General features: G+C 37.9%; 18 protein-coding genes and 1 pseudogene. 11 read left to right on the top strand and 8 right to left on the bottom strand.

Features of this window, described 5'->3' with window-relative positions:
- Nucleotides 1-55 precede the first annotated feature (55 nt).
- The 3 genes from IPO27_00225 to IPO27_00215 all read right to left on the bottom strand — a co-directional run bounded on the left by IPO27_00225 (nucleotide 56) and on the right by IPO27_00215 (nucleotide 4,660).
- Nucleotides 56-316: a DM13 domain-containing protein gene (locus IPO27_00225; protein MBK8845042.1), complete on the bottom strand. Its 261-nt coding sequence runs from the start codon at nucleotides 314-316 to the stop codon at nucleotides 56-58.
- A 221-nt stretch (nucleotides 317-537) separates the two neighbouring features.
- A complete protein-coding gene (locus tag IPO27_00220; GenBank protein MBK8845041.1) occupies nucleotides 538-1,161 on the bottom strand; it encodes a LysE family transporter in 624 nt (207 codons plus the stop codon).
- A 1,144-nt stretch (nucleotides 1,162-2,305) separates the two neighbouring features.
- Nucleotides 2,306-4,660, bottom strand: a complete 2,355-nt coding sequence (locus tag IPO27_00215) for a TonB-dependent receptor (GenBank protein ID MBK8845040.1) — start codon at nucleotides 4,658-4,660, stop codon at nucleotides 2,306-2,308.
- A 139-nt stretch (nucleotides 4,661-4,799) separates the two neighbouring features.
- On the opposite strand from IPO27_00215, the gene IPO27_00210 reads away from it, so the two are divergent.
- The 3 genes from IPO27_00210 (at nucleotide 4,800) to IPO27_00200 (ending at nucleotide 7,375) form a co-directional block, all read left to right on the top strand.
- Nucleotides 4,800-6,056 carry an N-acetyltransferase gene (locus IPO27_00210; protein ID MBK8845039.1) on the top strand — a complete coding sequence of 419 codons (1,257 nt, stop codon included), beginning with the start codon at nucleotides 4,800-4,802 and terminating at the stop codon, nucleotides 6,054-6,056.
- Nucleotides 6,056-6,466, top strand: coding sequence for a S1 RNA-binding domain-containing protein (locus IPO27_00205; GenBank protein ID MBK8845038.1), 411 nt, complete (start codon nucleotides 6,056-6,058; stop codon nucleotides 6,464-6,466). Before IPO27_00210 ends, IPO27_00205 begins: the two co-directional genes overlap by 1 nt.
- A gap of 735 nt (nucleotides 6,467-7,201) precedes the next feature.
- Nucleotides 7,202-7,375, top strand: coding sequence for a hypothetical protein (locus IPO27_00200; protein MBK8845037.1), 174 nt, complete (start codon nucleotides 7,202-7,204; stop codon nucleotides 7,373-7,375).
- Nucleotides 7,376-7,553: 178 nt separating this feature from the next.
- Here the strand turns inward: IPO27_00200 and murB are convergent, their stop codons facing one another.
- Nucleotides 7,554-8,558, bottom strand: coding sequence for a UDP-N-acetylmuramate dehydrogenase (gene murB, locus IPO27_00195; protein MBK8845036.1), 1,005 nt, complete (start codon nucleotides 8,556-8,558; stop codon nucleotides 7,554-7,556).
- 1,022 nt (nucleotides 8,559-9,580) lie between these two features.
- Between murB and IPO27_00190 the strand changes: the two genes are divergently transcribed.
- The 5 genes from IPO27_00190 (at nucleotide 9,581) to IPO27_00170 (ending at nucleotide 16,087) form a co-directional block, all read left to right on the top strand.
- A complete protein-coding gene (locus IPO27_00190; protein MBK8845035.1) occupies nucleotides 9,581-10,534 on the top strand; it encodes a DUF4476 domain-containing protein in 954 nt (317 codons plus the stop codon).
- Between the two features lie 64 nt (nucleotides 10,535-10,598).
- Nucleotides 10,599-11,000 carry a DUF423 domain-containing protein gene (locus IPO27_00185; protein ID MBK8845034.1) on the top strand — a complete coding sequence of 134 codons (402 nt, stop codon included), beginning with the start codon at nucleotides 10,599-10,601 and terminating at the stop codon, nucleotides 10,998-11,000.
- A 138-nt stretch (nucleotides 11,001-11,138) separates the two neighbouring features.
- Nucleotides 11,139-12,287 carry a hypothetical protein gene (locus IPO27_00180; protein ID MBK8845033.1) on the top strand — a complete coding sequence of 383 codons (1,149 nt, stop codon included), beginning with the start codon at nucleotides 11,139-11,141 and terminating at the stop codon, nucleotides 12,285-12,287.
- Nucleotides 12,288-13,397: 1,110 nt separating this feature from the next.
- Complete coding sequence (locus IPO27_00175) at nucleotides 13,398-14,420, top strand: T9SS type A sorting domain-containing protein (protein ID MBK8845032.1); 1,023 nt, start codon at nucleotides 13,398-13,400, stop codon at nucleotides 14,418-14,420.
- A gap of 176 nt (nucleotides 14,421-14,596) precedes the next feature.
- Nucleotides 14,597-16,087 carry an OmpA family protein gene (locus IPO27_00170; protein ID MBK8845031.1) on the top strand — a complete coding sequence of 497 codons (1,491 nt, stop codon included), beginning with the start codon at nucleotides 14,597-14,599 and terminating at the stop codon, nucleotides 16,085-16,087.
- Nucleotides 16,088-16,159: 72 nt separating this feature from the next.
- Here the strand turns inward: IPO27_00170 and IPO27_00165 are convergent, their stop codons facing one another.
- The gene (locus IPO27_00165) at nucleotides 16,160-16,570 is read right to left on the bottom strand and encodes a hypothetical protein (GenBank protein ID MBK8845030.1); all 411 of its coding nucleotides are present in this window, start codon (nucleotides 16,568-16,570) and stop codon (nucleotides 16,160-16,162) included.
- Nucleotides 16,571-17,114: 544 nt separating this feature from the next.
- Between IPO27_00165 and IPO27_00160 the strand changes: the two genes are divergently transcribed.
- The 3 genes from IPO27_00160 to IPO27_00150 all read left to right on the top strand — a co-directional run bounded on the left by IPO27_00160 (nucleotide 17,115) and on the right by IPO27_00150 (nucleotide 20,314).
- Nucleotides 17,115-17,225, top strand: coding sequence for a hypothetical protein (locus IPO27_00160; GenBank protein MBK8845029.1), 111 nt, complete (start codon nucleotides 17,115-17,117; stop codon nucleotides 17,223-17,225).
- Nucleotides 17,226-17,780: 555 nt separating this feature from the next.
- Nucleotides 17,781-19,784, top strand: coding sequence for a T9SS type A sorting domain-containing protein (locus IPO27_00155; protein MBK8845028.1), 2,004 nt, complete (start codon nucleotides 17,781-17,783; stop codon nucleotides 19,782-19,784).
- Between the two features lie 116 nt (nucleotides 19,785-19,900).
- The gene (locus tag IPO27_00150) at nucleotides 19,901-20,314 is read left to right on the top strand and encodes a hypothetical protein (GenBank protein MBK8845027.1); all 414 of its coding nucleotides are present in this window, start codon (nucleotides 19,901-19,903) and stop codon (nucleotides 20,312-20,314) included.
- A gap of 151 nt (nucleotides 20,315-20,465) precedes the next feature.
- Here IPO27_00150 and IPO27_00145 read toward each other — a convergent pair.
- The 3 genes and pseudogenes from IPO27_00145 to IPO27_00135 all read right to left on the bottom strand — a co-directional run bounded on the left by IPO27_00145 (nucleotide 20,466) and on the right by IPO27_00135 (nucleotide 24,437).
- Nucleotides 20,466-21,737: pseudogene (locus IPO27_00145) on the bottom strand (adenylosuccinate synthase).
- 57 nt (nucleotides 21,738-21,794) lie between these two features.
- Nucleotides 21,795-22,046 carry a hypothetical protein gene (locus tag IPO27_00140; protein ID MBK8845026.1) on the bottom strand — a complete coding sequence of 84 codons (252 nt, stop codon included), beginning with the start codon at nucleotides 22,044-22,046 and terminating at the stop codon, nucleotides 21,795-21,797.
- A 135-nt stretch (nucleotides 22,047-22,181) separates the two neighbouring features.
- The gene (locus IPO27_00135) at nucleotides 22,182-24,437 is read right to left on the bottom strand and encodes a bifunctional (p)ppGpp synthetase/guanosine-3',5'-bis(diphosphate) 3'-pyrophosphohydrolase (protein ID MBK8845025.1); all 2,256 of its coding nucleotides are present in this window, start codon (nucleotides 24,435-24,437) and stop codon (nucleotides 22,182-22,184) included.
- Between the last annotated feature and the right edge of the window lie 226 nt (nucleotides 24,438-24,663).

Raw genomic sequence — 24,663 nt, 5'->3', positions numbered from 1 at the left:
CTTGTTTTCTTGCAAAGTATTGTATAGGCGAATTCCCTTATTACACCGAAAAGTATTAACACCAAATTAAAACAATATTGTAAGTGCCGGCATTAACTTCCGAAGCTATTGGATAATTAAAATTTCCTGAAGTAGATTTCAATGCGTGCAAATTTATAACATAAGCGTTATTGGTAGTTTTCGATAAGTAAACTTTTCGATCAGGTGTACTATCAGTTTTGAAATTTTCAAATTTGCAGTGGCGTGTTATATATACGACAATACTTAGGTTATGGTGTTGTTGTATCAGCAATCTCAACTTTTTTGCGACCATCATAAATTATCTTAACATCTTTAATTAGTATGCCCATATTGGTTAATTCCGTATGGCACTAAGTGGCTATGAAATTGGAATATCATGGTTCGAAACATAGATGGTTTCTCTCTTATGTGCAGCTTAAAAAGGCGAAATCATGCACAGTTATTTAGTATAACTTTAGCTGTTGGCGTTAAGTAAATTGTAATTGTGCAAGTAATACTATTTTAGATACAAGTTCATTATTTTACTAAGAGATTAATTGTTTGTGCAATTGCGAGAATGATAAACAAACAGCCAAATATTGTATTCAACTTGAACTTGGATAGATTTGCTGCAAAGAGATGTTTGTTTAGATGGGTTAAATAGGCAATAAGTGCAAGTAACCCAAAGGCACCAATGGCTGCCCCTAGTGAAAATGCGAGTGATGAAATGACCGTTGTTGAATTGAGCATATTACTTGAAGAAAAAAACAGGACAATAGAAAGCCAGAATGGAAGTAGTTGAAAATTGAATAAAGCCAATAAGAAGCCTGCAAACATACCGCTTGCGTAGTTTTTTTTCGACTCGTTTGTGATTGTTGTGCTTTTTCTGAAAATATTGAATAAGCCGATGCAAACAAAAAAGGGTACAACTAACCATTGCAGGGTAAGCATGTTTTGTTTTAGGAAACTTAAATCTGATATTCTTATTGCAATCAATGCGTATATAATTTCGGGAATAACGCCTCCACTTGCCATGAACAAACCTGATTTGTAGTCCTTGTTGAGAACAGTTTTTATCACAGCTAAATTAACAGGGCCTAGCTGGATAGAACCAACAAAACTTATTATTGCAGTTGCAAAAAATAGGGCTACAACGTTCACACTCAATTATGATTTATTCGTTACAAATGTAAAGCTTTCAGCATTATGATATCGCTTTATAAGATTTGAAAGCCATAAGATCGCTCTTCGGTTTAGAAGCAGAATCAAGCTCACACAGCGCCATAGCTTGTGGAACGTGATAAAGATTTGCATTGCTCATTCATTTTATTCGGTTAATATTTTATTACACATAGATAAAATTATGTTTTTCATAATAGCTAAAAATAAAACCGCAAGTGTGGATGCATGCGGCAGAAAAATGCACCTTAACCCTTTAGGGGTTTACCTTTGCGGTGCTGGCAATTTCTTAAAGTACAAATTTAATTGTTAAATTAGAATCTCCTATTATCGCAATCCAAGCCAATTGGATTTAATTCCTTTACTTAATGACATTGGGATTTAGGGGTGAATTCTACTCCAACCTGTCAACCTTTACATTTCCTTCTTCCGAAGGCCAAGCTTATTTACAAAAATAAACCCCACTCATAGACGAAGAAATATCCACAGTTTTATACTGACTCCACTGACTTACTCTCTCCCTAAGTTTGCACTCACCATTAACATCATAAACCGCTAACCAACAAACATCCTTATCAACCGGAAACCATAATGTAAATTTAGCGAGGGTAGGAGTATTAAACGCTTATATTTTCTTAGCCCCCTTATAGGAGTTTGGGGGTATTTCCAAGTTATTGCAAAGTCCATTTGCGCCCAAAAAATAATTGGGGTGGTTGGGTAGGGTATTGAAATAAATAGTTGGCAGATTAATGGTATGTTACATTAAATTGCAAGCAAGCCCGGAGCTAGCTGGCTGGTCTATTATACTCATGTAGTGTGTGCTGTTGCCGCTTGTTATATAAATCTTACCATCGGGAGCGAATGCAATGTTGTGTATTTTACAATCATTTTATTTAGGCAAGAAATAACTAATTAGAGGCAATGTAAAAAGGGTAGCGTCAACTTTAGACCATTGTGTTTGCTAAGCATAAGTAACCTAAACCATTGTGATGTAACGGTGCATGTATATCATGGTATATGGCATGGCAAACTTACGTATAAAACGAAATCTTACAATGGATGAAAAATGCATAAGATGGTCAGCCCCAAGCACAGTATAATTCTGTCGAACTTTGTGCCTGTGCTGTTAGAAATCAACTTTAAAGCTTAGGATGGGAATCAATGGTGTTTGGTAAATGGTTTTAAACGTATTGGTTTTTGGTTCGTAATACTCACCATAAACGTTTTTACGATTTGTAGTATTTTGAAAGTCAAGCGACCAGGTAGTGGTGCGGCTGCCACGATTACGTTTCATACTAAATTTGGTATCTATACGGAAGTAATCTTTTTGTTTAACCGAAAAGGGCCTTGTAAGGTCATACACCGTTTCATCAGCTGCCATACTTGCTTCGCGGTCTATTGGGTTAGCGTTTAATCCTCCCCTGAATACAAATTTGGCATTAATGCCAAACACGCGTTGTCCTCGTTTTGCTTTTGGTTTGGTTTCGTAACCGCAGGTTCCTGTGAGAGAATAGTTCGTGTTGAATCGGGTATTATACCATTTTCCATCTTGTGTTTTGTATTTTGAATCATACAACGAACCGGCAAGCAGAAAATAAAAGTTATGATGCATGTATTGTTCAAGCGTAATTTCCATGCCGGTGTTTTTACCAATGCCTTTGTTGGCAAGTGCTTCGGCATCTACAACATACTCCATGTTAAGTAGGGAATAGGTGCTGGTGTTTGATACACCAACTGGAACATCATACAAGTGTTGGTAGTAAAGTTCAGGTTTTATATGCAGGTAACGGTTCAACATAATATCATAACTCAACACAAGATGATGCGATTTCGACATTTTTAATTTCTTATTGTAAGTAGTATCGTTGCTAATATTAGTTTTTACAAAGTATACACCAAGCGGATGCGATTGGCTATGCAGCCCATAACCTACCGAAAGGCTTTGCCTTTCTGTAATGTCATATTTTACACTCGCGCGCGGCTCTACCGAAGTTTCGTTGTTCAATCCAAAGTGATTTATTGAAAGCCCTGTAACTACGGTGGCACGTTCATTGGCGCGGTAAGCAAACTGCGCATAAGATTGTATCATCGAGGTGTTCCCATCGCCACTAAGGTCGTTTTGCTTTTGTTGCGTAATGGGTTGAAACGAGTTCTGACTTTGTTTAAATTGCATCACCTGATAATTGATTCCGCTTTTTAAACTGCTGCGCGAATTGAATTTGCTTGTAATACTTGTGCCAACGGTAATTTTAGTATCTACAAAATTTTCATCGTACCAAAAGCGAGGTTCATAGTTAAGGTCTAGTTTGTTTGCTTCGTATTCTTTGGTAGTGTTACCATACACGATTGTTGTTTTAATATAGTTGGAAGAATTTATATTGAAAACATGAGTAAGCCCTACCGCACCTGTATTTGAAATAAATTTCCAATCAAAGGTGTTGTAATCAAATTGCCACTCACTGCTGTCTTTTTTTGCTTTAAAGTTTTGATCGCTTAATCCTCCAAAACCAAACAAGCTGATGTTACCAAATTTGGTTGTAGGTAAAAAAGCATTGAATGATAAGTCCTGAAAATTGGTGGTGGCATCTCCAATGTTTACACCTAACTTTCCTATCAGAGATAGGGTAGAGTAGCGGTAGTTAATTAAATATGAGCCGGCATATCCTCTTTTAAATGGGCCTTCGGTAGCTAAGTCTATTCCCAGAAATCCTGCTTGTATGGTATTCTCTCGTTTCTCATTGTTGCCTTTACGCAGTTTTAAATCAAATACTCCGCTAAGTGCATTATTGTATTCGGCTGGAAACGCTCCGGTCATAAAATCGGAGGTTGATAATAGTTGCGAACTCAGTATGCTGATACCACCACCTGCTGTATTGCCCGGAGTAGAAAAGTGATTTGGATTTGGAATTTCTGCTCCTTCCATACGCCACAACAATCCATTTGGATTGTTGCCTCTTATCGATATCAGGTTGTTACCATCATCGGTTGACATAACCCCAGCAAACGATACGGCCATTCGGGCAGGATCATTTACTGCTGCTGCAAATCGTTGGGTCTCTTCAACACTAAAAGTTCGTGCGCTTACTAAACTCATTTCGTTTAGTGGTTTATTTTTTTCACGAGTGCCGCTTACCTCTACCACTTGGTGTTGCACAATTTGTTCTTCAAGCAAAATAGTTATCACCGATTCTTTGCCTGCATTTACCACCATGTTTTCAAAGTACGATTCGGTGTAACCAAGCAAGGTTGCTTTTAATGAATGCTTGCCAACAGGTACATTCGTAATTTTAAAAACTCCATTGACATCGGTACTTGTGCCTTGTAGTGGGTCGGTGTCAGTTATAACAACTATTGCCCCCGGCAATGGGGTATGTGTTACTTTGTCAATCACAGTGCCTCTTAGTGTTTGAGTTAATACTTGTCCGTGGCACCAGCCGGTTAGCATTAATATTAAAATAGTTGCTTGCAGTTTAAGGTTCATAGCGGTTTTAAAATTTACTTGTTTCTACTAAGACAATCACATGTTGCTTTACCCCCAAGTAGTTGTAAATTTTAATGCAGTGTTTAACAAAAAATTTTAGTTTAATATCGGATTACTTTAAGTTACATTTGCCCGATATATGATTCGAAAACTAAAGGAAACTTTTAAAAAAGCTTTGTCCCATGCGGTACTACATTGCTCGGATGATGGGTTGCATTATGCTTATTTTGATAAGGCTAGCGATATACCTGCTCATGACTGGAATAGCACCTTCAATGCAGACCATCGTGTTTTTAATGATATTGCTTATCTTAATGCCATTGAACATTTTGTTGATAAGCGGATGAGCGTGCGCTATTTGTTAGTTTATAAAAAGGAGCGTCCAATTGCAGCATTTTATTTTCAACTATTTAAGTTGAATGGATTGTTGCCTTCGCAGTTGATTAATGAAACTTACTTTGAGCAAGCTGCCACTTTTATCAAGGAAATGAAAGATCAATACATCTTTGGAAAAAGTAATGAGGATCCCAATTATATTTTGATATGCGGCAATTTATTCAATAGCGAGTCAACAGGCTTCGAAGTTTTGAGTACCGAAAAAAGTTCGATACGGCTTAACTGGAAAAAAATATATTATGATCTCGAAATGCAAATGGAACCGCATAGTGAAATTATTGCCCATTTGTTTAAAGACTATGGCACATCGCATCATTTTCAGATTGATACATTGCTTGCCGAAAGATATGGGCAATTTCAGATAGATCCCGAAATGCATCTTACATTGAAGTGGCCAACCTTTGAAGATTACCTGGCCGACTTATCTACCAAGTATCGCACACGTATTAAAAGCGCCCTCGAAAAATCGAAGCACATTGAAGTGCGATATTTATCGCATGAGGATATAAATCAGAATCACGTTAGTATAAACCGGCTTTTTCAAAATGTATTTAATAATGCTCCGGTACGTTTGGCAGCGTTGCATGGCGGTTGCTTTATTGATATGCGAAAGGTGCTGGCAGACAAATGTATATTCATTGGCTTTTTTTATGAGCAAAACTTAATTGGTTTTGCAACAGGTATAGTAGATGGTGCGATGCTCAATGCACAATTTGTTGGTTTTGACACAGCCGATAATAAAACGCATAATTTATATATGCGAATTTTGATTGAGTATATCCGAACGGGTATCAGCATGGGAATGAAAAAAATAAACTTTGGGCGCGATGCATTAGAAATAAAAAGCACATTTGGCGCTATGCCTGTACCTTTATCGTTGTTCTATTACTTCCCGGGTTTAAGAGGCAAGATTATCTCCGGCATGTTTGATAAGTTTGTAAAGCCCAAAGAATGGATACAACGCAGACCATTTAAGGAAAAAGAAGAAGTAAACGTATAATGTTACCGAAACTAGCAGATGATAACCGATCTACACCCATGCAGCGCAAGTTTGTGCGCGACCTTAAGATAGGGCAAGTGCTTACAGGAAAAATTATTAAGCTAACAGATTATGGCGCCTTTGTTCGCATTGGGCCCATCAATGGCTTGTTGCATAACAACGATATATCCTACGAACGAAAAACACAGAGTGTTGAAAAATTGGAATTGAATCGCAAGATTGAAGTTGTAGTGCTTAAGAAAGACGAGGAGCTTGCTAAGGTTTCGCTTGGTGTAAAACAATTAAAGCAAGCGCCATGGGAAAAATTTACTTCCAGATATAAGGAAGGGGATACCACTGTTGCTACTGTTGTGGACAAGCGCGAATATGGAATATTTTTCGCTCACACCCGTGGATGGGCTATTGCATAAAGATGAAATTGAGAAACTAAATGAGTACAATACATTTGATGCGTATGAAATGGATGCAGTATTTCAATTGAAAGTAAAAGCAATAGATCAAGATAAAAAACGGGTAGCTTTAACCTGGTTATAAGTTTGTTGTTCAACATTAATTATGATTTTTCGATACCCAAGACATACTGTTAACATACATTTACTTGAAGACTTTTACACAAAAATTGTTGGGTTTGTTAAGACCGGAAGTTTTCAAAATCACAAAGGGCATGATGTTTTATTTAAGCTAGCCCAATAGCAATTGGCATCTAGAATTTACTTCATCTCCACATGCTCCCAAACATACGTTTGATCAGGATGATGCTCTTGTGTTTTATGTATAGTCAACTGTTGAGTTACAACGCATTAAACAGCACTTGCATGCGCACCATATTTCAATTGAGTCGCCAGTAAATCCATACTGAGCCAATAATGGCATTATGATTAATAACCGGATTGGTGGAAAGTAATTTTCTCGAAGAAAGATGTGATGCTCGATAACGCAGATGAACTGACCACGCTGCTAAAGCAGCATGTTGTAACAACATGGAGCGATGCGATAGTTATATCCAAAATTTGCCCTATGGACGAAATTCCAGCAGGAGCGATTTCTTGTAGGTAATTAAAGAGCAAAAAGTAACCTGTAGTTCTAAACACACTTTGTTGGCTATGTTGGCACAAGCAAATAATATGTAGGGTGTAAAATTGGTAATGGGCATATATAAAGTAACAGCTTTCAATACACCACAATTTAATGATAAATTACATGCCGCCTCGCTGGAGTATTTTCCCGAAGTGCATTGTTATCTTAAATTAAGTAATCACCGTTTTGATTTTACAACTCACTCTTCAAACATTGCCAAAATAGAAGGCGATATTATTTAGGAAGAGGAAATTCTGCCTTTTCAAGTTGTTGATTATAAAGTGCAACAGCACAAAACTTTTATTTCGAAATGGATAGTAGAATATGCTATTGAAAAATCGTTCGAAGAAGTATGGCAACTTCGTGAGCAATTTATTGCTCAGTTGTAGTCTTGAGAAATTAGAAATTTCGTTATCGAGTCTAAATTATATTTACCTCGCGCTCAAGTTCAATATCGAATTTACTCTTTACCGAAACGATTATTTGAGTAGAGAGGTGTAGTACTTCGCTACCTGTTGCACCTCCCAGGTTAACAAGCACAAGGGCTTGATCTTTATGACATCCGGCATTGCCTATGCGTTTGCCTTTGTATCCGCATTGTTCTATCAACCAACCTGCCGCGCATTTTATTTTACTTCCGGCAGGGTAGCCAACTATGTTGGGAAAGGACTCTTTTAATTTTTCGAAATGTGATTTTTCAATTTCTGGATTTTTAAAAAAACTTCCTGCATTACCAATAACTGCCGGGTCGGGCAATTTACTTTGCCTGATGCCAATTACAATGTCGCTAATATTTTTAATAGTTGGTTCTGTGAAGTTGCGTTTCTTCAGTTCACTTTCAATAGCTCCATAATGTGTAGTTACTTTGCTTGTGTGCGAAAGTTGTAAGGTAACACTTACAATTATGTATTTATTTTTTGCCTGATTTTTAAAAATGCTGTTACGATATCCAAAGTTACATGCTTTATTGTCTATTTCTTCCATACGTGCTTCACCAATATTCCATGCCACTAGCGATTTAAATACTTCTTTCAACTCAACTCCATATGCTCCAATATTCTGAATAGGTGCGGCACCCACAGTACCCGGTATTAGAGACAAATTCTCTATGCCTGCCAAATTATGTTCAATGCAAAATTGTACCAGATGATGCCAGTTTTCTCCTGCAGATGCTGTTACCGTAGGATGACTTCCTGTGTGGGCAATGCTAATACCTTTAAGTTTATTGTGTATGACAATGCCAGTAAAATCGGTGGTAAATAGAATGTTACTTCCACCTCCAAGAATAAGGTAGGGCTCCCCTGATTTCAATAGTTTGCTAATTTCCTGCAACTGATTTGGATTGGTAAGTTCAACATATTTTGAACAGTAGCAATCAATTCCAAACGAGTTTAGATTTCGAAGCGAAAAATGCTCTTGAATCATATATTTTCTGGCCTTGTTTTGATTTGCAATAATACAATACTTACACGGTAACTTTGCTGTTGTGTCTATTTAAGATTTAAACTTTGAATTTTGAACGTATTTAAGATTTTATTTTTTGCATTTAGTATGATTGAATTTTTTGGGTAAGACAACAAGTTTTCTCACTAGCGCTTAGCACTGCGCTGCAACAATCTAACAGAGATAAATAGATATTCGCTAGTTGAAAACAACTACATTTATCTAAAGCCGACCACTATAGAAGACAAAAAAAAACGCTGACTATTAATCAGCGTTGACAAATTTTGATTGGGGAATCAATTATATTATGATTGCTTTTGCATCGATTGGTATTGAGCCTTTCCGTATGCAGGGCATTTTTCTTTAGGCTTGCATGAACAACGAAAACCAAGAAGCGAAATTATAACCAACGCAAATAACAGATTTTTCTTTTTCATTTACAAATATTTATTATCTCTGTAAGAACGAGGCGAAAGTAGCAAATATTGCTCCAAAGTCCGATAGAAAACTTGCTAACATATTAACAATGAATATGCTGTTTTATGAGTGATGTGATTCTGCTATCATTACAATAGCTTTTGCCTATAATATTCAAAACCACCGTTTTGAGTTGGTCATGACTTTTTGCCGCAGGTTTTCCAAAGTGGAAAACAATCAAAAACTGTTAAGTAACGGTGTGTCTATAGCAACTTGTTTAAGCAATATGGTCTGCTATTTTTTGATCGTATTAAGTTTTCGGATAATTAATTGGATATAAAATTTGTAGCGCACCACGCATTGGGCAATTGTCATATAGCAATTGAACATGCCTGAAGGGAGGTATAAAAGTGATAATCGGAAAATACTCCATAATAAAAACAATAGATTAATCTTAAAGAGGGGCACTTAGAGGAAAATAGAAATTCAATGAAAAAGCAGTTGATTGTTGTTAAAAATAATTGTGTGCTTTCCTCATAATCCAATTTGATAATTAAATTTGCCCAACTAATTTATAAGTTAATCAAATGAAGAAGAATTTATCTTTAATCGTTGTGCTTATGCTTGCAGCCAGCATAAGCATAGCACAAACTGCCAATGCAGTATTGTTTACAGAAAATGGTGAGAAGTTTTTTGTAATACTTAATGGCTTGCGCAAAAATGAAAAGGCACAAACCAATGTAAGGTTAACCGAGCTGACTTCTATGCAGTATAAGTTGAAAATTATTTTTGAATCTGCCGAGTTAGGGGAAGTAAATACCAATCTGTTTCTTGAGCCTGGTACGGAGCGAAGTTTTTCTGTAAAGAAAAACAATAAGGGAACTTATGTTTTACGCATGGTAAGCGAAGATCTCATTCGTATTGATGTTGCCGATGTAGAGCCCCCACCACCGCCACCGCCATCACCTGCCGATAATTATAGCACAGGAGGCACAGTGCAGCATTCAGTAACTACTACTACCACATCCGGAGGTAATACAGATAATGTAAACATTGGGATGACCGTAGGCGAGGGTGGCATTAGCATCAATGCTTCGGGATTTGATGATGATGGACTGGTACATCAACAAACTACGGTTACCACCACCACCACCACTACGCATAGTGGCCACACCGTAGTAAGCGGCAATACTCCACCGCCACCGCCACCACCGGCTTATGTTCCCGGTTACACCGGACCAATTGGCTGCCCGCATCCAATGGACCCCGGAAGTTTTAGCGAGCTTAAGCAAACCATTAGTTCAAAGAGCTTTGAAGATAGCAAAATGACCATTGCCAAGCAGGTGCTTCGCGACCGCTGCCTTATTGTTTCGCAGATTAAGGAAATTTGCCAGTTGTTTACATTTGAAGATAATAAGCTCACTTTTGCAAAGTATGCATATAGTTATGCGTATGATAAGGGCAACTATTTTAAGATTAATGATGTATTTACTTTTGAAACGAGCATCGAAGAGTTGAATGAATACATTGGAGGAAGATAAGTTAATAATCACTAAAAAATAACAGGTTGGCAGCGGTTTTCAACCGCTGCCTTTTCTTTTTATCATGAAATCTGATTTATCATTTGCCAAGCCCATTTTAATAACCGCTTCCGTTTGCGGAGGCATAGCCGTTGCATTGGGAGCTTTTGGTGCGCATGGTTTAAAAAAAATTGTATCCCCTGAAATGATAGATATTTTTAATAAGGGGGTTTACTATCAGTTTATACACACCTTTGCATTACTTGCATGCGGAATTTTGGTTTTTCTTACAAACGAAAAAAGATTTGTAATAGGCTCACGCTTTTTTGTGGCTGGCATAGCTTGCTTTAGCGGTTCTCTATATTTGTTATCATTCAAAGAAATTTTGGATATTAATACCAAATTAGTTGGCCCCATTACACCTCTTGGCGGGTTGTTTTTTATTGCGGGTTGGCTTATGCTTTTTTACCGGAGTTATACGCCTTAAAGTTCAGTAATTATTTTTTTTGCGTCTTTGTTAATGTGTCGCATTTTATTGTATATTTGAAGCACAGAAAGCAATAAGGTTGCTTTCAACCATTCTCTTGTAAATTCTTCAAGTCTTACTTATTAATTAATTTTATTTATGAAAAAAAACATCTTCATCGCGATGGCAATTGTGGCATTGTCAAGCACTACTGCTATTGTAAATGCGCAATGGCAACTTAACGGAAATGCCGGTACCGACACGGTAAACAATTTTATTGGCACCACCGACAACAGGTCGCTAAGAGTGCGTACCAATAATCAGGTACGTATGCACTTCGACCGAAATGGCAGGATTGGTATTGGTACTACATCCCCGCAAACAGCACTCGATCTTTATTCGGCAGCTTCTGCAACCGCTTTCGGTATTCGCAGCGATGCCGGTAGTGCATTTATCTTTATGGACAAGCAGAATGTTACCGATAATTCAACGGTAAGCTACCGCACCGATGGTGTTGCCAAATGGCAAACAGGAACGTTTGCCAACAATAATTTCGCCATCAAAAATTTGGTTTTGGGCAATGCAATTACATGTAACGAAACCAATAATTTTGTCGGCATTGGAACTGCAACCCCAGCATTTCTGCTCGATGTGCAAGGCAGCATAACAGGTAATTCATTTTATAATTTAAATAGCATCGTAAATTATGTTGGCACCTCTGACTTTCGAGCTATATATGCCTATTCAAAACCTGCTGATGGATATGGATACGGTGTTCAAGGTACCGGAGGTTGGTACGGTGGTTTTTTTACAGGTGATGGTGGCGCATATACTGGAAGCGCTACCGGAGTTTACGGATATGCTACAGGTTCTGCAGGTATCAGGTATGGCGTATATGGATTTGCATCAAATACAGGTGGTGCTGCTTGGGCAGGGTATTTCGCAGGCAACACGTATGCTACAAACATGGTAGTTAATTATTCTACGCCTTCTGCAGGTTATGCTCTAACCGTTGGTGGCAAAATAATTTGTACCGAAGTGCGGGTTCAATTAACGCCATTCCCTGACTATGTGTTCGACAAGTCTTATAATTTAAATACCATTGAAGAAGTAGAGCAACATATTCAACAATATCATCGCCTGCCAGGCATGCCTTCGGCTTGCGAAGTAGAAGAAGGTGGCATGGCAGTAGGAGAAATGCAAGCAAAGATTGTTGAAAAGGTTGAAGAGCAAACGCTTTACATCATTCAGTTGAACAACAAAATAAAGGAGCTTGAGAAAAAAATTGAAGCACTTGAGCGCAACTAGTTTTGTATCAAACATAGCGATAATAGAAGTCAAAAAAAATTAAAAACTAAATGATATGAAACGAATAAAAATATACATATCCATGTTGTTTATGATAGCATGGGGCGCTAATGCGCAAAGTGTTATTAATGGAACTCCCGGAGTACTAAGCGGACCGGCAGGTTATAGAACATCCATTAAAGAAGCCGAACAGTCACCTGCAAACATCCGTTATAAAACAGAGACTCAAACAGTTCATCAGTTTTTCTCTTTTGAGAATGAAGAAGAAAACACAGCTGAGAACCGTGAGCGCATAATGACCGAATTACAGTTTGGTAAGGAGAACAGCATGCGCAATTCTGCCCAGGTATATAATTTAAACGAAACCAATCTGAGCGCTCCTCCCGCTTATGGAGCAAATAAAGTTACCAGCCAGTCGCCCGGTTATACTGCTTTAGGAAATCAGCAAGGCGGCCTCGATCCTAGCGATGCACAAATAGCTGCCGGACCTAATCATCTGGTGGTATTAGCCAACGATGATGCACGAATTTTAAATAAACAAACAGGTGCTATTATTAGTGAAGTTACACTTGCCGCATTTTTTGCTTGGACCGGCTTTGTATTTGACCCACGTATTGTGTATGATCCTTATGGCAGCAGGTGGATTGCCCTTGCATTGCAAAGCACGGGTTGTAGCAGCGACAGTAAATTCAGAGTAATGATTTCGAATAACTCTGATCCTACAGCAGGTTGGTATTATTATGAATTTGATGTAACCGGCTCTAATAATGCATGGATGGATTTTGCCATGCTCGGTTTCAATAAAGATTGGATTTGTGTGGCAGGAAATATATTATGTAATAACGCATCTGGAATTTATGTTATTAATAAAACCCAGGCTTATGCAGCAGGCAGTGCGAATTTTTATACATGGAATTCGTTATGGTTGGCAGCGCCAGCAATAACCTATGATAACACCATCGATCGTTTGTATTTGATGAAAACAGGCAATCCAAATAGTGGTGGAACTGGTTTTATTGATACCTGGTATATAAACAGCACACCTCAGTTGATACAATCTTTTAGCTATGGTACTAATGCCTGGGCGCCATTTGCAACGGATAGTGCCGCTTGTCCAAAACAATTGGGTGGACCTACCTTTACTGCAGTAAATATTTTTGGCGCAAGTATGTTAACAAACACCGTATATCGTGGTGGATTGTTGTATGGTGCGCACCCCATTTTCTGCCGGCTACCGGCACTACCACGCGATCATCAACACAGTGGTGGGGTGTTAATCCTGTTGCTGGTAGCATTACGCATGTAGGGCGCATTGATGATGGTTCGGGCGCTACTTCGACCTATTATCCCAACATTAGTGTAAATGCACTAAACGATGCTGTGGTTTCGTATAGTCAGTTTAATGCAGGTTATTACCAAAGTGCTTCTTACAATTACCGAAGCAGTGCCGATGCTAATGGAACATTGCCCAATGGTGTATTTTATTATCCCGGACAGTCGGTTGATTGGGATGGCCGCGGTGGCGATTATAATCAATGCGTTACCGATCCTAATGATCAAACCGCTTTTTGGGTTGTAAATCAAATACCGAATGGTAGTTGGGAAACGCGCTATTCGCTCATACCCGGATATTATGGCTGCTACACAACTGCTACTTTTTTTAATACTGTTTGGAATGGCTATACAAAGAACGAGGCTAGTGTCTCCATCTCTTCTGCCGAAATGATACAGTCGCCATCCATGGTAGAGTACGATGCAGGCAGTTTCGTTGCCCTCACTCCAGGGTTTGTGGCTAATGAAGGATGTGTTTTTACAGCCTATATTAATGGTTGTGGTGGTGCATTGTCTAATTCCAGAGAGAAGAACACAACCGTGGTTACCGATGCGCAAAGCAAAACACTCGAGCCAGTTTATGAGCAAGGAACGATTGGTGTATTTCCCAATCCATCGTCAGGGTTATTTAACCTTACATTGAATCTTACCGAGGATGCACGTGTAACTATAACCATATATGATGCAACCGGAAAAGTAGTTGCCATGCCATTGGATAATGTGGGAATACCGAAGGGTTATTTCAACAAAGAGTTGAATCTTGAGAATCTGGGCGAAGGAATCTATTTTTCAAAGCAATAATAGGTAACCGCGAGTACGCTCAGAAACTTGTGTGAGAAAATTAAGTCTAAAATCAGTTAAGATAGCCACCTCGCAAGGGGTGGCTTTTTTTATTTCTTTGTAGCCGAATTAAATAAAGGATTTTAGCCTTAGCACAATTCTTGCTAAACGCTAACATCATAATTTTTTATATCCAAATGAAAAAATCAAGTTTACTAGCATGTGCTCTTTTAGGATTGTTTGTTATTTCTAATGCTCAAACAGTAGATAAGAAATGGGCTGTTGGTTTGCACGGAGGGCGCACTACCTATAATGGTGATTTGGGGCAGGGATTCTATCGGCTCGATCAACCCTTTTATGCTTTTGGAGGAGTATCGCTATCACGTTGGCTTAGCTCGCGGTTCGATATCGTTGCCGGAGTTAATTATGGCGAGGTAGGTTATAGTGAAAGAATTAATGATAAGCTATCTTTTAGCAATACTCTGACGGATGCTTGCTTATCGCTTCGTTTGAAAATGCAGAAGGATGATGATAAATTCTTTAGTCCATATTTAATGGCCGGTTTGGGAATTGCAAATTTTAGTGATGACAAGATTAATCAAACACGAAATGCACCGGCAGTAGTATTTCAGAAGAAGGGAATGGATTTCATTTTACCATCTACCGGATTTGGAATTAACTTTCGTTTATCTCCTGTATTGAACTTACAGTTGCAGCAACATTTTTTACTTACCAATAAAGACAGGCGTGATGGAGAGTCGCACGATGCTAACGATGCGTTTTTACATCATACAGTTGGTCTTACTTTTAATATTGGCGCCAAAAAAGATAATGATAAAGATGGTGTTGCCGACCGTATGGACAAATGCCCTACAACTCCTTTGGGAGTTGCTGTTGATGCAGTTGGGTGTCCGGTTGATAAGGATGCCGATGGGGTAGCCGATTTTCTTGATAAGTGCCCCGAGGTTAAAGGCGCTGTAACTGCTGCAGGATGCCCTGATGCTGATGGCGATGGCATTGCCGATGCTGACGACAAATGTCCTGCCGAGGCGGGTCTGCTTGCCATGAATGGATGCCCTGATGCGGATGGCGATGGAGTTACCGATATAGAGGATATGTGCCCTGATTTAAAGGGGCTTAAAAACTTTTCTGGTTGCCCGGATAGTGATGGCGATGGCATAACTGACAAGGAAGATGCATGCCCTGAACTTCCAGGTGATGCCCTGCTTAAAGGATGTCCCGATGGTGATAAAGATGGCGTTTCTGATAAAGATGATAAATGCCCTGACGAAGCAGGAATAGCTGCCAATAAGGGATGTCCCGAAATAAAAGAGGAAGTAAAAGAATTATTTAAAAAAGCGTTGCAAGGCATTCAATTTGAAACAGGAAAAGATGTAATACGCAAAGTATCGTTTACGATACTTGATAATGTGGTAAAAGTAATGCAGGATAACCCTGCTTATTTAATAGACATCAATGGATATACAGATGATGTAGGTGATGAAAATGCAAATCTCACTCTATCGCAAAATCGTGCTGCCGCTGTAAAGCAATATCTGCAAGATAAGGGAGTAAATGCAAACCGAATTAAGTCAGCAGGATTTGGAGAAGCCAATCCTGTGGCCAATAACAAAACAGCTACGGGCCGCGCACTCAATCGCAGAGTTGAGTTTGTGGTACAGTTTTAATTTCGATGGATATACAAAAAAAATGCAGCGAATAATTTCGCTGCATTTTTTATTATAGATAGCCTTATCTTTTTATTTGGAATAAGTAGCCGTTACCGTGTCCTTATCATTGCCATCAACACAATAATAGGTAAGGTTAATTTTATTGTTGCTTAGCAATCCAAAACCCGAGATGTTAGTATTGCTTACCGATTGCAGTGGGATGGTTACACTATTAGATGAAATAAGCATAGTCACTTTATAGCTATTGGTTAAGTTGTAAAAGTTGCTTACGGCAATGGAATCCAAATTACCAATTTTAGAAATCGATACATTGTAGGTGGAATTGCCATATAGCTTACTTTTCTCAGCGCAAGTCCATGCTCCTAAATACACATCACGCTCATCAACATCCGGTTCGGGTTCGTTGCCGGTATCGGTACAACCGGTTATCACTGCAAAAAAGGCAACAACAATGGCCAGGTATAAAAAATTCTTATTCATATTATAATTCTTATTAAAGCTAAACGTAGTCCAATTATTGTGCAGACATAAATTTTAATTATAAAATTTTGATGAATCATGCACCATAACTTCAGGTCTAAGACGATTCTGCTTATTACAAGTTTACATCCGAGTGCAAAAAACAAAAAATAAACAGGTTAATTGATGTTTATGAGTAACTAATGTAAAACAGTCTGCCTTGTCCTAAAATAGATTTAAATCAAAAGATGTAAGACATATATGGGTAACCTCACATCAAACAGGATTTATCATTAAGAAATTAAGACCCGAACAGAAAGATTATTATCGACAGCAAATTACTCATGGCAAACACTATTCATTACTAATAATGACATACAAACTTATCACAGGATTAATTAATTAAGCTATAAACTTATTTTTGGACGATTCAAAATGTGATGCATCGATTAGCTGCCAATACGCCCCTAAATCCCCGTTCCGGGGACTTTCGTTGACTGCGCTGGGTTTTTGTTTACTTTAGCATTATGAAAAGCAAAAGGAATATGATAAGGAAAGAGCAACAATATTAAAAAGCAACCATATCGTTGAACTAAGATTTTCAAATAAAGAAGTAAAAGAAAATATTACCTTTGTATTAAATGAAATTGAACAAACCATAAGAATACTAAAATGAATATGTATCATGACTCCTGCCGAGCACTGGCAAGTCCCCGGAACGGGGATTTAGGGGCCTGACTCTACCTGGCAGAATACACTGTAGCAGGTTAGTACGCGGATGGCACTACATAGAATGCATATAGGTGGAGAAGTTGAAAACTTCAATCTCTTTAACTCGCAAATTACGCTACGCTAAACTTGCAAGAGCGATGACAAGTCAGCGACCTAAATCGAAACTTTTCCTCTTCAAATTACTTTTACAACTAAGTGACATTGGTCATAAATATAAGTGACATTGGCCCTAAATTATAAATTAGATACTATTGATATTTGTTTAGAATTAATTATAAGTTATCTAACCCTAATTAATATTGCTTTTGCCTTAAAAAATAATATTAGACACTTACACAATTCAAACACAATTATGAATCATCCATTTTATCAACGCAAATTCAAAAACAAGCCAACTTTATTGTGGTTTGTTTTTACATTGTCTTTAGTTCTGAATACTTTGTTCGTACATGAACTAATTGCTCAATCTGCATTTCCTGCAAATTTAAATTCCTATTCTATGCAATTACATGTTCATGGGTTAAGTAATCACAACGAACGCCTAGAAGCAGCAAGTATGCAACATCAGACTTTTTGGGCCGACACATCAGATACACAAATTCTGTGGTGGACGGATCATCGTGAGGCTTATCTACAGCTTAAAACTTCCAAATTTAGTTTTAAAAATGGCGTTTATGATTCTACTACCTTACGTATTAATAATGTTATAGGAAATAAAAACGTTCCGACCTACTGGCAAGGATATAAAAACGGAGGCCAAACTAAATTATTTCTGACCGACTCGTCCTTTACGTTGCAATTGAAATCAAACTCAATAACCAACGATTATCAGTATTTTAAAATTTCACCTCGTGTTGAAAGTGGGCTACTTAAAGGCAATCGTGACTTTGTAAGGCCGCTGCCAAGTAGACCTATTGTGAGTCTTGATTTAAAACCGACTGGCCTTACACACCTTTTCAATTCACAAGTTCAACTAATTATTTATTTAAGCACCCATCATTACAATGGACAACAAATAAAACAATCTATTACCTATAATTTCATAATAAACACTTTTCCGTTTTCACGAACGCTTATCGATAGTTCCAACATTATAGTAAATATTCCGGTTGCAAATAAAATTAACAACCATGTAAATCTTGACCTTCAATTAGATGCTTCATTCTTAAAAGATGGCTTGGATAACAACGTTACTGATTGGAGTTTTAAAGTACAGAGCAGAAAAAACAAATTGGTGAATGCAAAGTTTTCGAATATTACGTTTTACTCAGAAGATACTTCTGAATACAGTCAATACCTTCAATACAAAAGTTTTGCTGATTACTATACTGCTCAAAGCAATGTAACTGAATACATAGGAATAGAAGTAGCCACTAATGAAGGAACTCACTTAAATGGCTACTTACCTGATTCATCAACTAACCGACAAATGCTATATTATAATGGAGCAGGAAATAATCTTGACACTTTCTCTTCTCTCATTCATCAATCGGGAGGTATTACATCCTACAATCATCCTTTCGGATTTAATGGCACCCTTAATAGCGATTCGCTTCAGGATTATGAAACAGACACCCTTGCTCTACATTTGATAAATAACAGTGCCCATGATGCTACTTTGTTAGAAGTTGGCTACGTTGACAGAGGTGGTGCCGATTTAAACCACCATCTTAAACTATGGGATATTCTTACCGCCAACAGGCTTTACTTGTACGGTGATGGAGTTAATGATAATCATGGAGGAAACTGGTACATAGAAAGAAATCGATATAGCTCATGGGTTTGGGCTACTGATTCATCGGCACTTAGTTTGATAGAGGGAATAAAATCCGGTAAAATGTATTTTGGAGATTTGATGCGATTTAAAGGCAGGTTTATGTTTTATGTGGATAGCTTTGAGATGGGCAAAAGAATACCGGCAGTTAATGATTCAGGAAAAGTTTCTATTGTGATGGATTCAATATTGCTCAATTCAAAATTTCGTTTAACACAAGGATTATTGAATGATAATATTCAAGTTACCTATTTACATAACAGAACGTTATTTAATATAAACAATCCTCCTTTTTTAGATTTCACACAGCCCTGTTTTGTAAGAGTTGAAGTTACAGATGCAAATGGTAAACCATACTTATTTAGCAACCCGGTTGTTTTTACAGAGGGAACAGAAACCAAAAATAAAACAGCCAAAAATCCATCGCAATATGAAAATGAAAAAACAATAGAAAATTACCCATCAAATGAACAAGATACGTGGGATGGGGAGTTTTGCATTTATCCAAATCCAACAAGTGGATTTATTAGTTTGTACACACAAAATAAATTTATCAACCCATTAAAAATAGATGTGTTGAATGCTTTAGGCATGGTGGTTAAATCTATTTACATTGAAAATCCTGACCAAAATATTTCTCTTGATTTCTCAGATTTAACCTCAGGAATTTATTTAATAAATCTAAGTAGCGACTCATTTAAGCAACCTCTAAAACTAATTATTAAGTAATGATGTCATGCCTTAAATATTTATCAAACAAAGTTGTTCTGTTAATTCTTATTTCAGCTTCAATTAGTTTGCAATCGCATAAACCACCGCATGCCATACACAGGAGTATGGTTTTGATGAAGTCGGATTTGAAAACTAATACAATTTCAATTATCGCCAATATTTATTTAGATGATCTTGAAATGGCTATTGAAAGATTAAATAATAAACAAATAGAACTTGGAGATCCTAAATTGAATGAATATATGCAGAACTATTTTTCTCAAAAATTCAGTATTAAAATAAAGAATCAAATTATTCCCATATCTCTACAGGAGTTCACACCGGTAGAAAATATAATCTCAATAAAGTTGGTGGCTACAAAAACATCTTCATTAAAAAATGCAACCATATCAAATCAAATTTTGACTGAAATTTTTGATGACCAAAAAAACACTGTAAGGATTGAAGAAAATGAAAACACAGTGGAATTAAACTATGACAAATCGAAGCCAATCCAAAAGGTGAGTTTTAATAATGCTAAAAAGTAAATTTAATTTGAAAGAAATTTCTTGGTCGGTATTATTAAGAGTTCTACAATTCTGGATAAGCATTAAATTCCTTGGCTTATAAAACAGATCGCAGCAAATACGATTCAATCAGGCGTAAAGTAAATGATTCACCTCTTTCAAATAAAGGAAACTACATATTAATAATCTGTGTTCTATCAGGTCCTACGCTCACTATGCTAACCGGTATAGACAAATAGCCTTCAATCATTTTAATATACTCTATCAACTCTGCGGGCATATCCATCTTGTTTCGTACTGCAGTTAGTTCATTCATCCATCCTTTGTACGCCTTATAGTTTGGTGTTATGGTTACTGTAGTTTAGTCAAATGGTATTTGGTCGGTTTCGTTTCCATTCACCTGATATGAATGACAAACCATTATTTTATCAAAGCCACTAAGTACATCGCACTTAGTCATTACCAGCTCAGTTACACCATTAATCATGCAGGCATATTTCAGTGCAGGCAAGTCGAGCCAACCGCATCTGCGTGGGCGGCCGGTGGTGCTGCCAAATTCATTGCCTTGCTTGCGCATACGCTCACCTGTTTCATCTTCCAACTCTGTTGGAAATGGCCCAGAACCTACACGCGTGCAATATGCTTTGAAAATACCAATTACTTTACCTATGCGCGAAGGTGCTACACCAAGGCCTGTGCAAGCACCGGCAGTTACGGTATTGCTGGAAGTAACAAATGGATAAGACCCGAAATCAATATCGAGTAATGAACCTTGTGCTCCCTCGGCCAAAATATTTTGTTGCTGTGCAAGTGCATTATTGATAAAGTAGGTAGCATCTATTACCGGTATGTTTTGCAACTTGGCCAGGCTATCATGAAATAAGGGCTCGGCTTGCATCAGTTCTTCCTTGTAATCATACTCATAGGCATCAAGCAGAGCGCAGTGTTTAGCAACAAGTGCAGCATATCGGTCTGCAAATCCCGGCTGGGTGTAATCCCCTATTCGTAATCCATTGCGACCGGTTTTGTCCATATACGCTGGGCCTATACCTTTTAACGTGCTTCCAATTTTGTTACTACCCTTTGCTTTCTCCGATGCTTTATCAAGCAATCGATGGGTTGGCAGTATTAAGTGTGCTTTACTGGATATGCGCAAGTTCGCTTCTATGTTTACACCCATGGCCTGCAGGGCCTGTATTTCTTTAATCAAGATAACAGGGTCTATAACCACACCATTGCCTATCACATTAATTAACCCGGGCTGAAATATTCCCGAAGGGATTATGTGCAACACATGCTTGATGCCATCAAACTCAAGTGTATGGCCGGCATTGGGGCCGCCCTGAAAACGTGCAATCATTTTATATCCAGGGGCTAATACATCTACTATTTTTCCTTTTCCTTCATCGCCCCATTGAAGGCCCAACAATACATCTACTTTCATTATTGGTTTCTTATATCTTGTAACGGTAATTATATATGTTTACAATTATTTGGTTAGTTAACTAGTTGCCTCAGTATAAAAATACAAGTTGAAATCGCGATGGAATTCACTTTCGGTTTTTACATGTTCGCAATTAATTATGCTCAAATCGCCACCGGCAATACGCGCAGCCGTTAGTAGTTCCAGCAGCACTTGGTATCCTTCGCTATTAAGCGCTGTCATCTTTTCTGCATTCAGAATAAATTTATTTATCCCAAGATCTAACTGAAACTCCACCTTCTCCTTAAAATCGTGAGACGTTTCTTGCATAACGAACTCGCCATTTATTAGGATAATACATTCTGTATTAAGTACCTTGAATTCGAAATTATATGGCATGTTCATTTTTGTTGTCAAAGCAATAAATAAGACCTGAGATATTAAAGCAATGTTGAAAAATAGGCTCTAACTCTTGGCATGTGTTTTTAAATCCTGCCGCATCGAGTGGAATTTGTCCTGATCAATACGCACTACCGCCAACATTCCCGGAATTTCTTTGAGCTTGGCAATGAGGCGTTTGAGATGTTCGGTATTGTGAACAAAAAGCATGATGACCCCATTAAACAGCCCATCTTCACCTTCGATGCTGATAGAGCGCATATTTACCTTTAGCTCGCTCGATATAATGTTTGTAATAGCACTCACTACGCCTACATCATCTGCACCTTGTATGCGTATACCTGCAAGAAAAGTTATTTCATGCTGATTGTTCCACCGTGCCTGCACAATTCGATAGGCAAAGTTGCTCATGAGGTCTTTTGTATTCGGGCAGGTTACCCGATGAATTTTTACGCCTTCGTTAATCGTCATAAATCCATAAACTGCATCACCGGGAATTGGATTACAACAGGGTGACAGTTTATATTCGAGGTTGTCAAGATCTTTTCCGATAAGTATCGATTTATCACTGCCACGTTTTTTGGTTAGCAGCTTATCAAATTTCTTGTTTTCAATTTTGCTTTCTGTAATCTTATCAAGCTCTGCTGATTTATTTAATAAGTAATCTTTTACATCAGCAAAATCTATTTTCTCATTGGCTAGTTGATAGTAAAAGTCGGCCATGCTGCTCAGCTTAAAATAAGCAAGCATTTTGGTTGTATTTATTTTATCAATATCAATTTTCGCATTCTTTAGTTTACGTTCAAGAATTTCTTTTCCATCATCACTTTTTAGTCGTTTATCTTCGCGCAGTTGTTGCTTTATTGTTGCCTTAGCACGTGCGGTTTGAGCAAACTCAAGCCAGTCTTCTTTAGGCTTTTGCTTTGTCGAAGTAAGTATTTCTACCTGATCGCCACTATGTATTTTATGATTGAGCGGTACCAGTTTGTAATTTATTTTTCCACCAATACATTTTCCTCCAAGGTCGCTGTGTATATCGTAAGCAAAGTCGATTACGGTGCTACCTGCAGGCAAGGTACGCAGTTCGCCTTGAGGTGTAAATACAAAGATTTCTTCTGTAAATAAGTTGAGTTTAAAATCATCAACAAAATCAAGCGCATCTGAATCTGCATTTTCAAGCATTTCGCGTATGTGATTTATCCACGCATCTACCGCGCTCTCGTTGCTCGACTCTTTATATTTCCAGTGTGCAGCATATCCTTTTTCTGCAACTTCATCCATGCGTTGCGAGCGTATCTGAACTTCTACCCACCGTCCTGTTGCACTCATTACGGTTACATGTAGCGATTCGTAGCCATTTGCTTTTGGAGTACTTATCCAATCGCGCAAACGATCGGTGTTTGGCTTATACGAGTCTGTGACCAACGAATACACATTCCAACAATCTGCTTTTTCTTTGTCAGGTGGCGAATCAAGAATGATACGTATAGCGAACAAGTCATAGACTTGTTCGAAAGGAATGTTTTGTTTTTTCATTTTGCGCCAAATAGAAAATATCGATTTGGGCCTTCCTTTCACTTCGTAATTTGTAATGCCGTTTGCAGCTAAAGCTTTATCAATAGGACTAATAAAATCGGCAATAAACTTATCACGGTCTTTCTTGGTTTGCTGTAATTTTTTAACAATGGATTTGTAAACTTCAGGTTCGGTGTATTTCAAAACCAGATCATCCATCTCTGTTTTAATAGAATATAAACCCAGGCGGTGAGCAAGTGGTGCATACAGATAGGATGTTTCGCTACAAATTTTCAATTGCTTGTCGTGTGGCATGCTTCCTAGGGTTCGCATGTTGTGCAAGCGATCGGCAAGTTTTATCAATATCACACGCACATCATCGCTTAAGGTAACAAGCATCTTACGAAAATTTTCTGCCTGTATGGAAGTGGTTTGATCAAACACACCACTAATTTTTGTCAAGCCATCAATAATCACCGCCACCTTTTTGCCAAAAAGCTTTTCAATGTCGGTAAGTGTAATTTCGGTATCTTCTACAGTATCATGCAGCAATGCGCATATGATGGAGGTTGCTCCCAATCCAATTTCGCGTGCTACAATTTGTGCAACCGCAAGGGGATGTAAAATGTATGGCTCGCCACTGCGCCTGCGCATGTCCTTGTGTGCATCTAACGCTAAGTCAAAGGCCTTGCGAATGTTTTTTATTTCTTCATGCCTAACGTATGGCTGGCATGCACGCAACAATGCACGGTATTGTTTGATAATTTCTTTCTTATCGTGCCCTTCGTTTACAAGGTTTTCTTTAATAATATTTTTTTCCTTTTTGGCAGGTTGACTTGCAACAACCACTTCGGTAGTTGACGCCTTAACTGCAACTTTTGTCGCTTTGTTTTTCTTCTTACTCAAGACAAATGTATTTGTGCAAAAATAAAAATTATGAGCCGTTATAAAAGAGTTACGAAAAAAAAATAAAGGAGTAAAAGCGAAAAATAATTTTTATAAACGAAAGGGGAGTGCGGCAGCGCGGTACGCG

Source organism: Bacteroidota bacterium (assembly GCA_016714535.1).
GTDB lineage: Bacteria > Bacteroidota > Bacteroidia > AKYH767-A > OLB10 > JADKFV01.
Note: the sequence above shows the minus strand (reverse complement) of the source record. Positions and strands in the feature narration are given on the sequence as shown.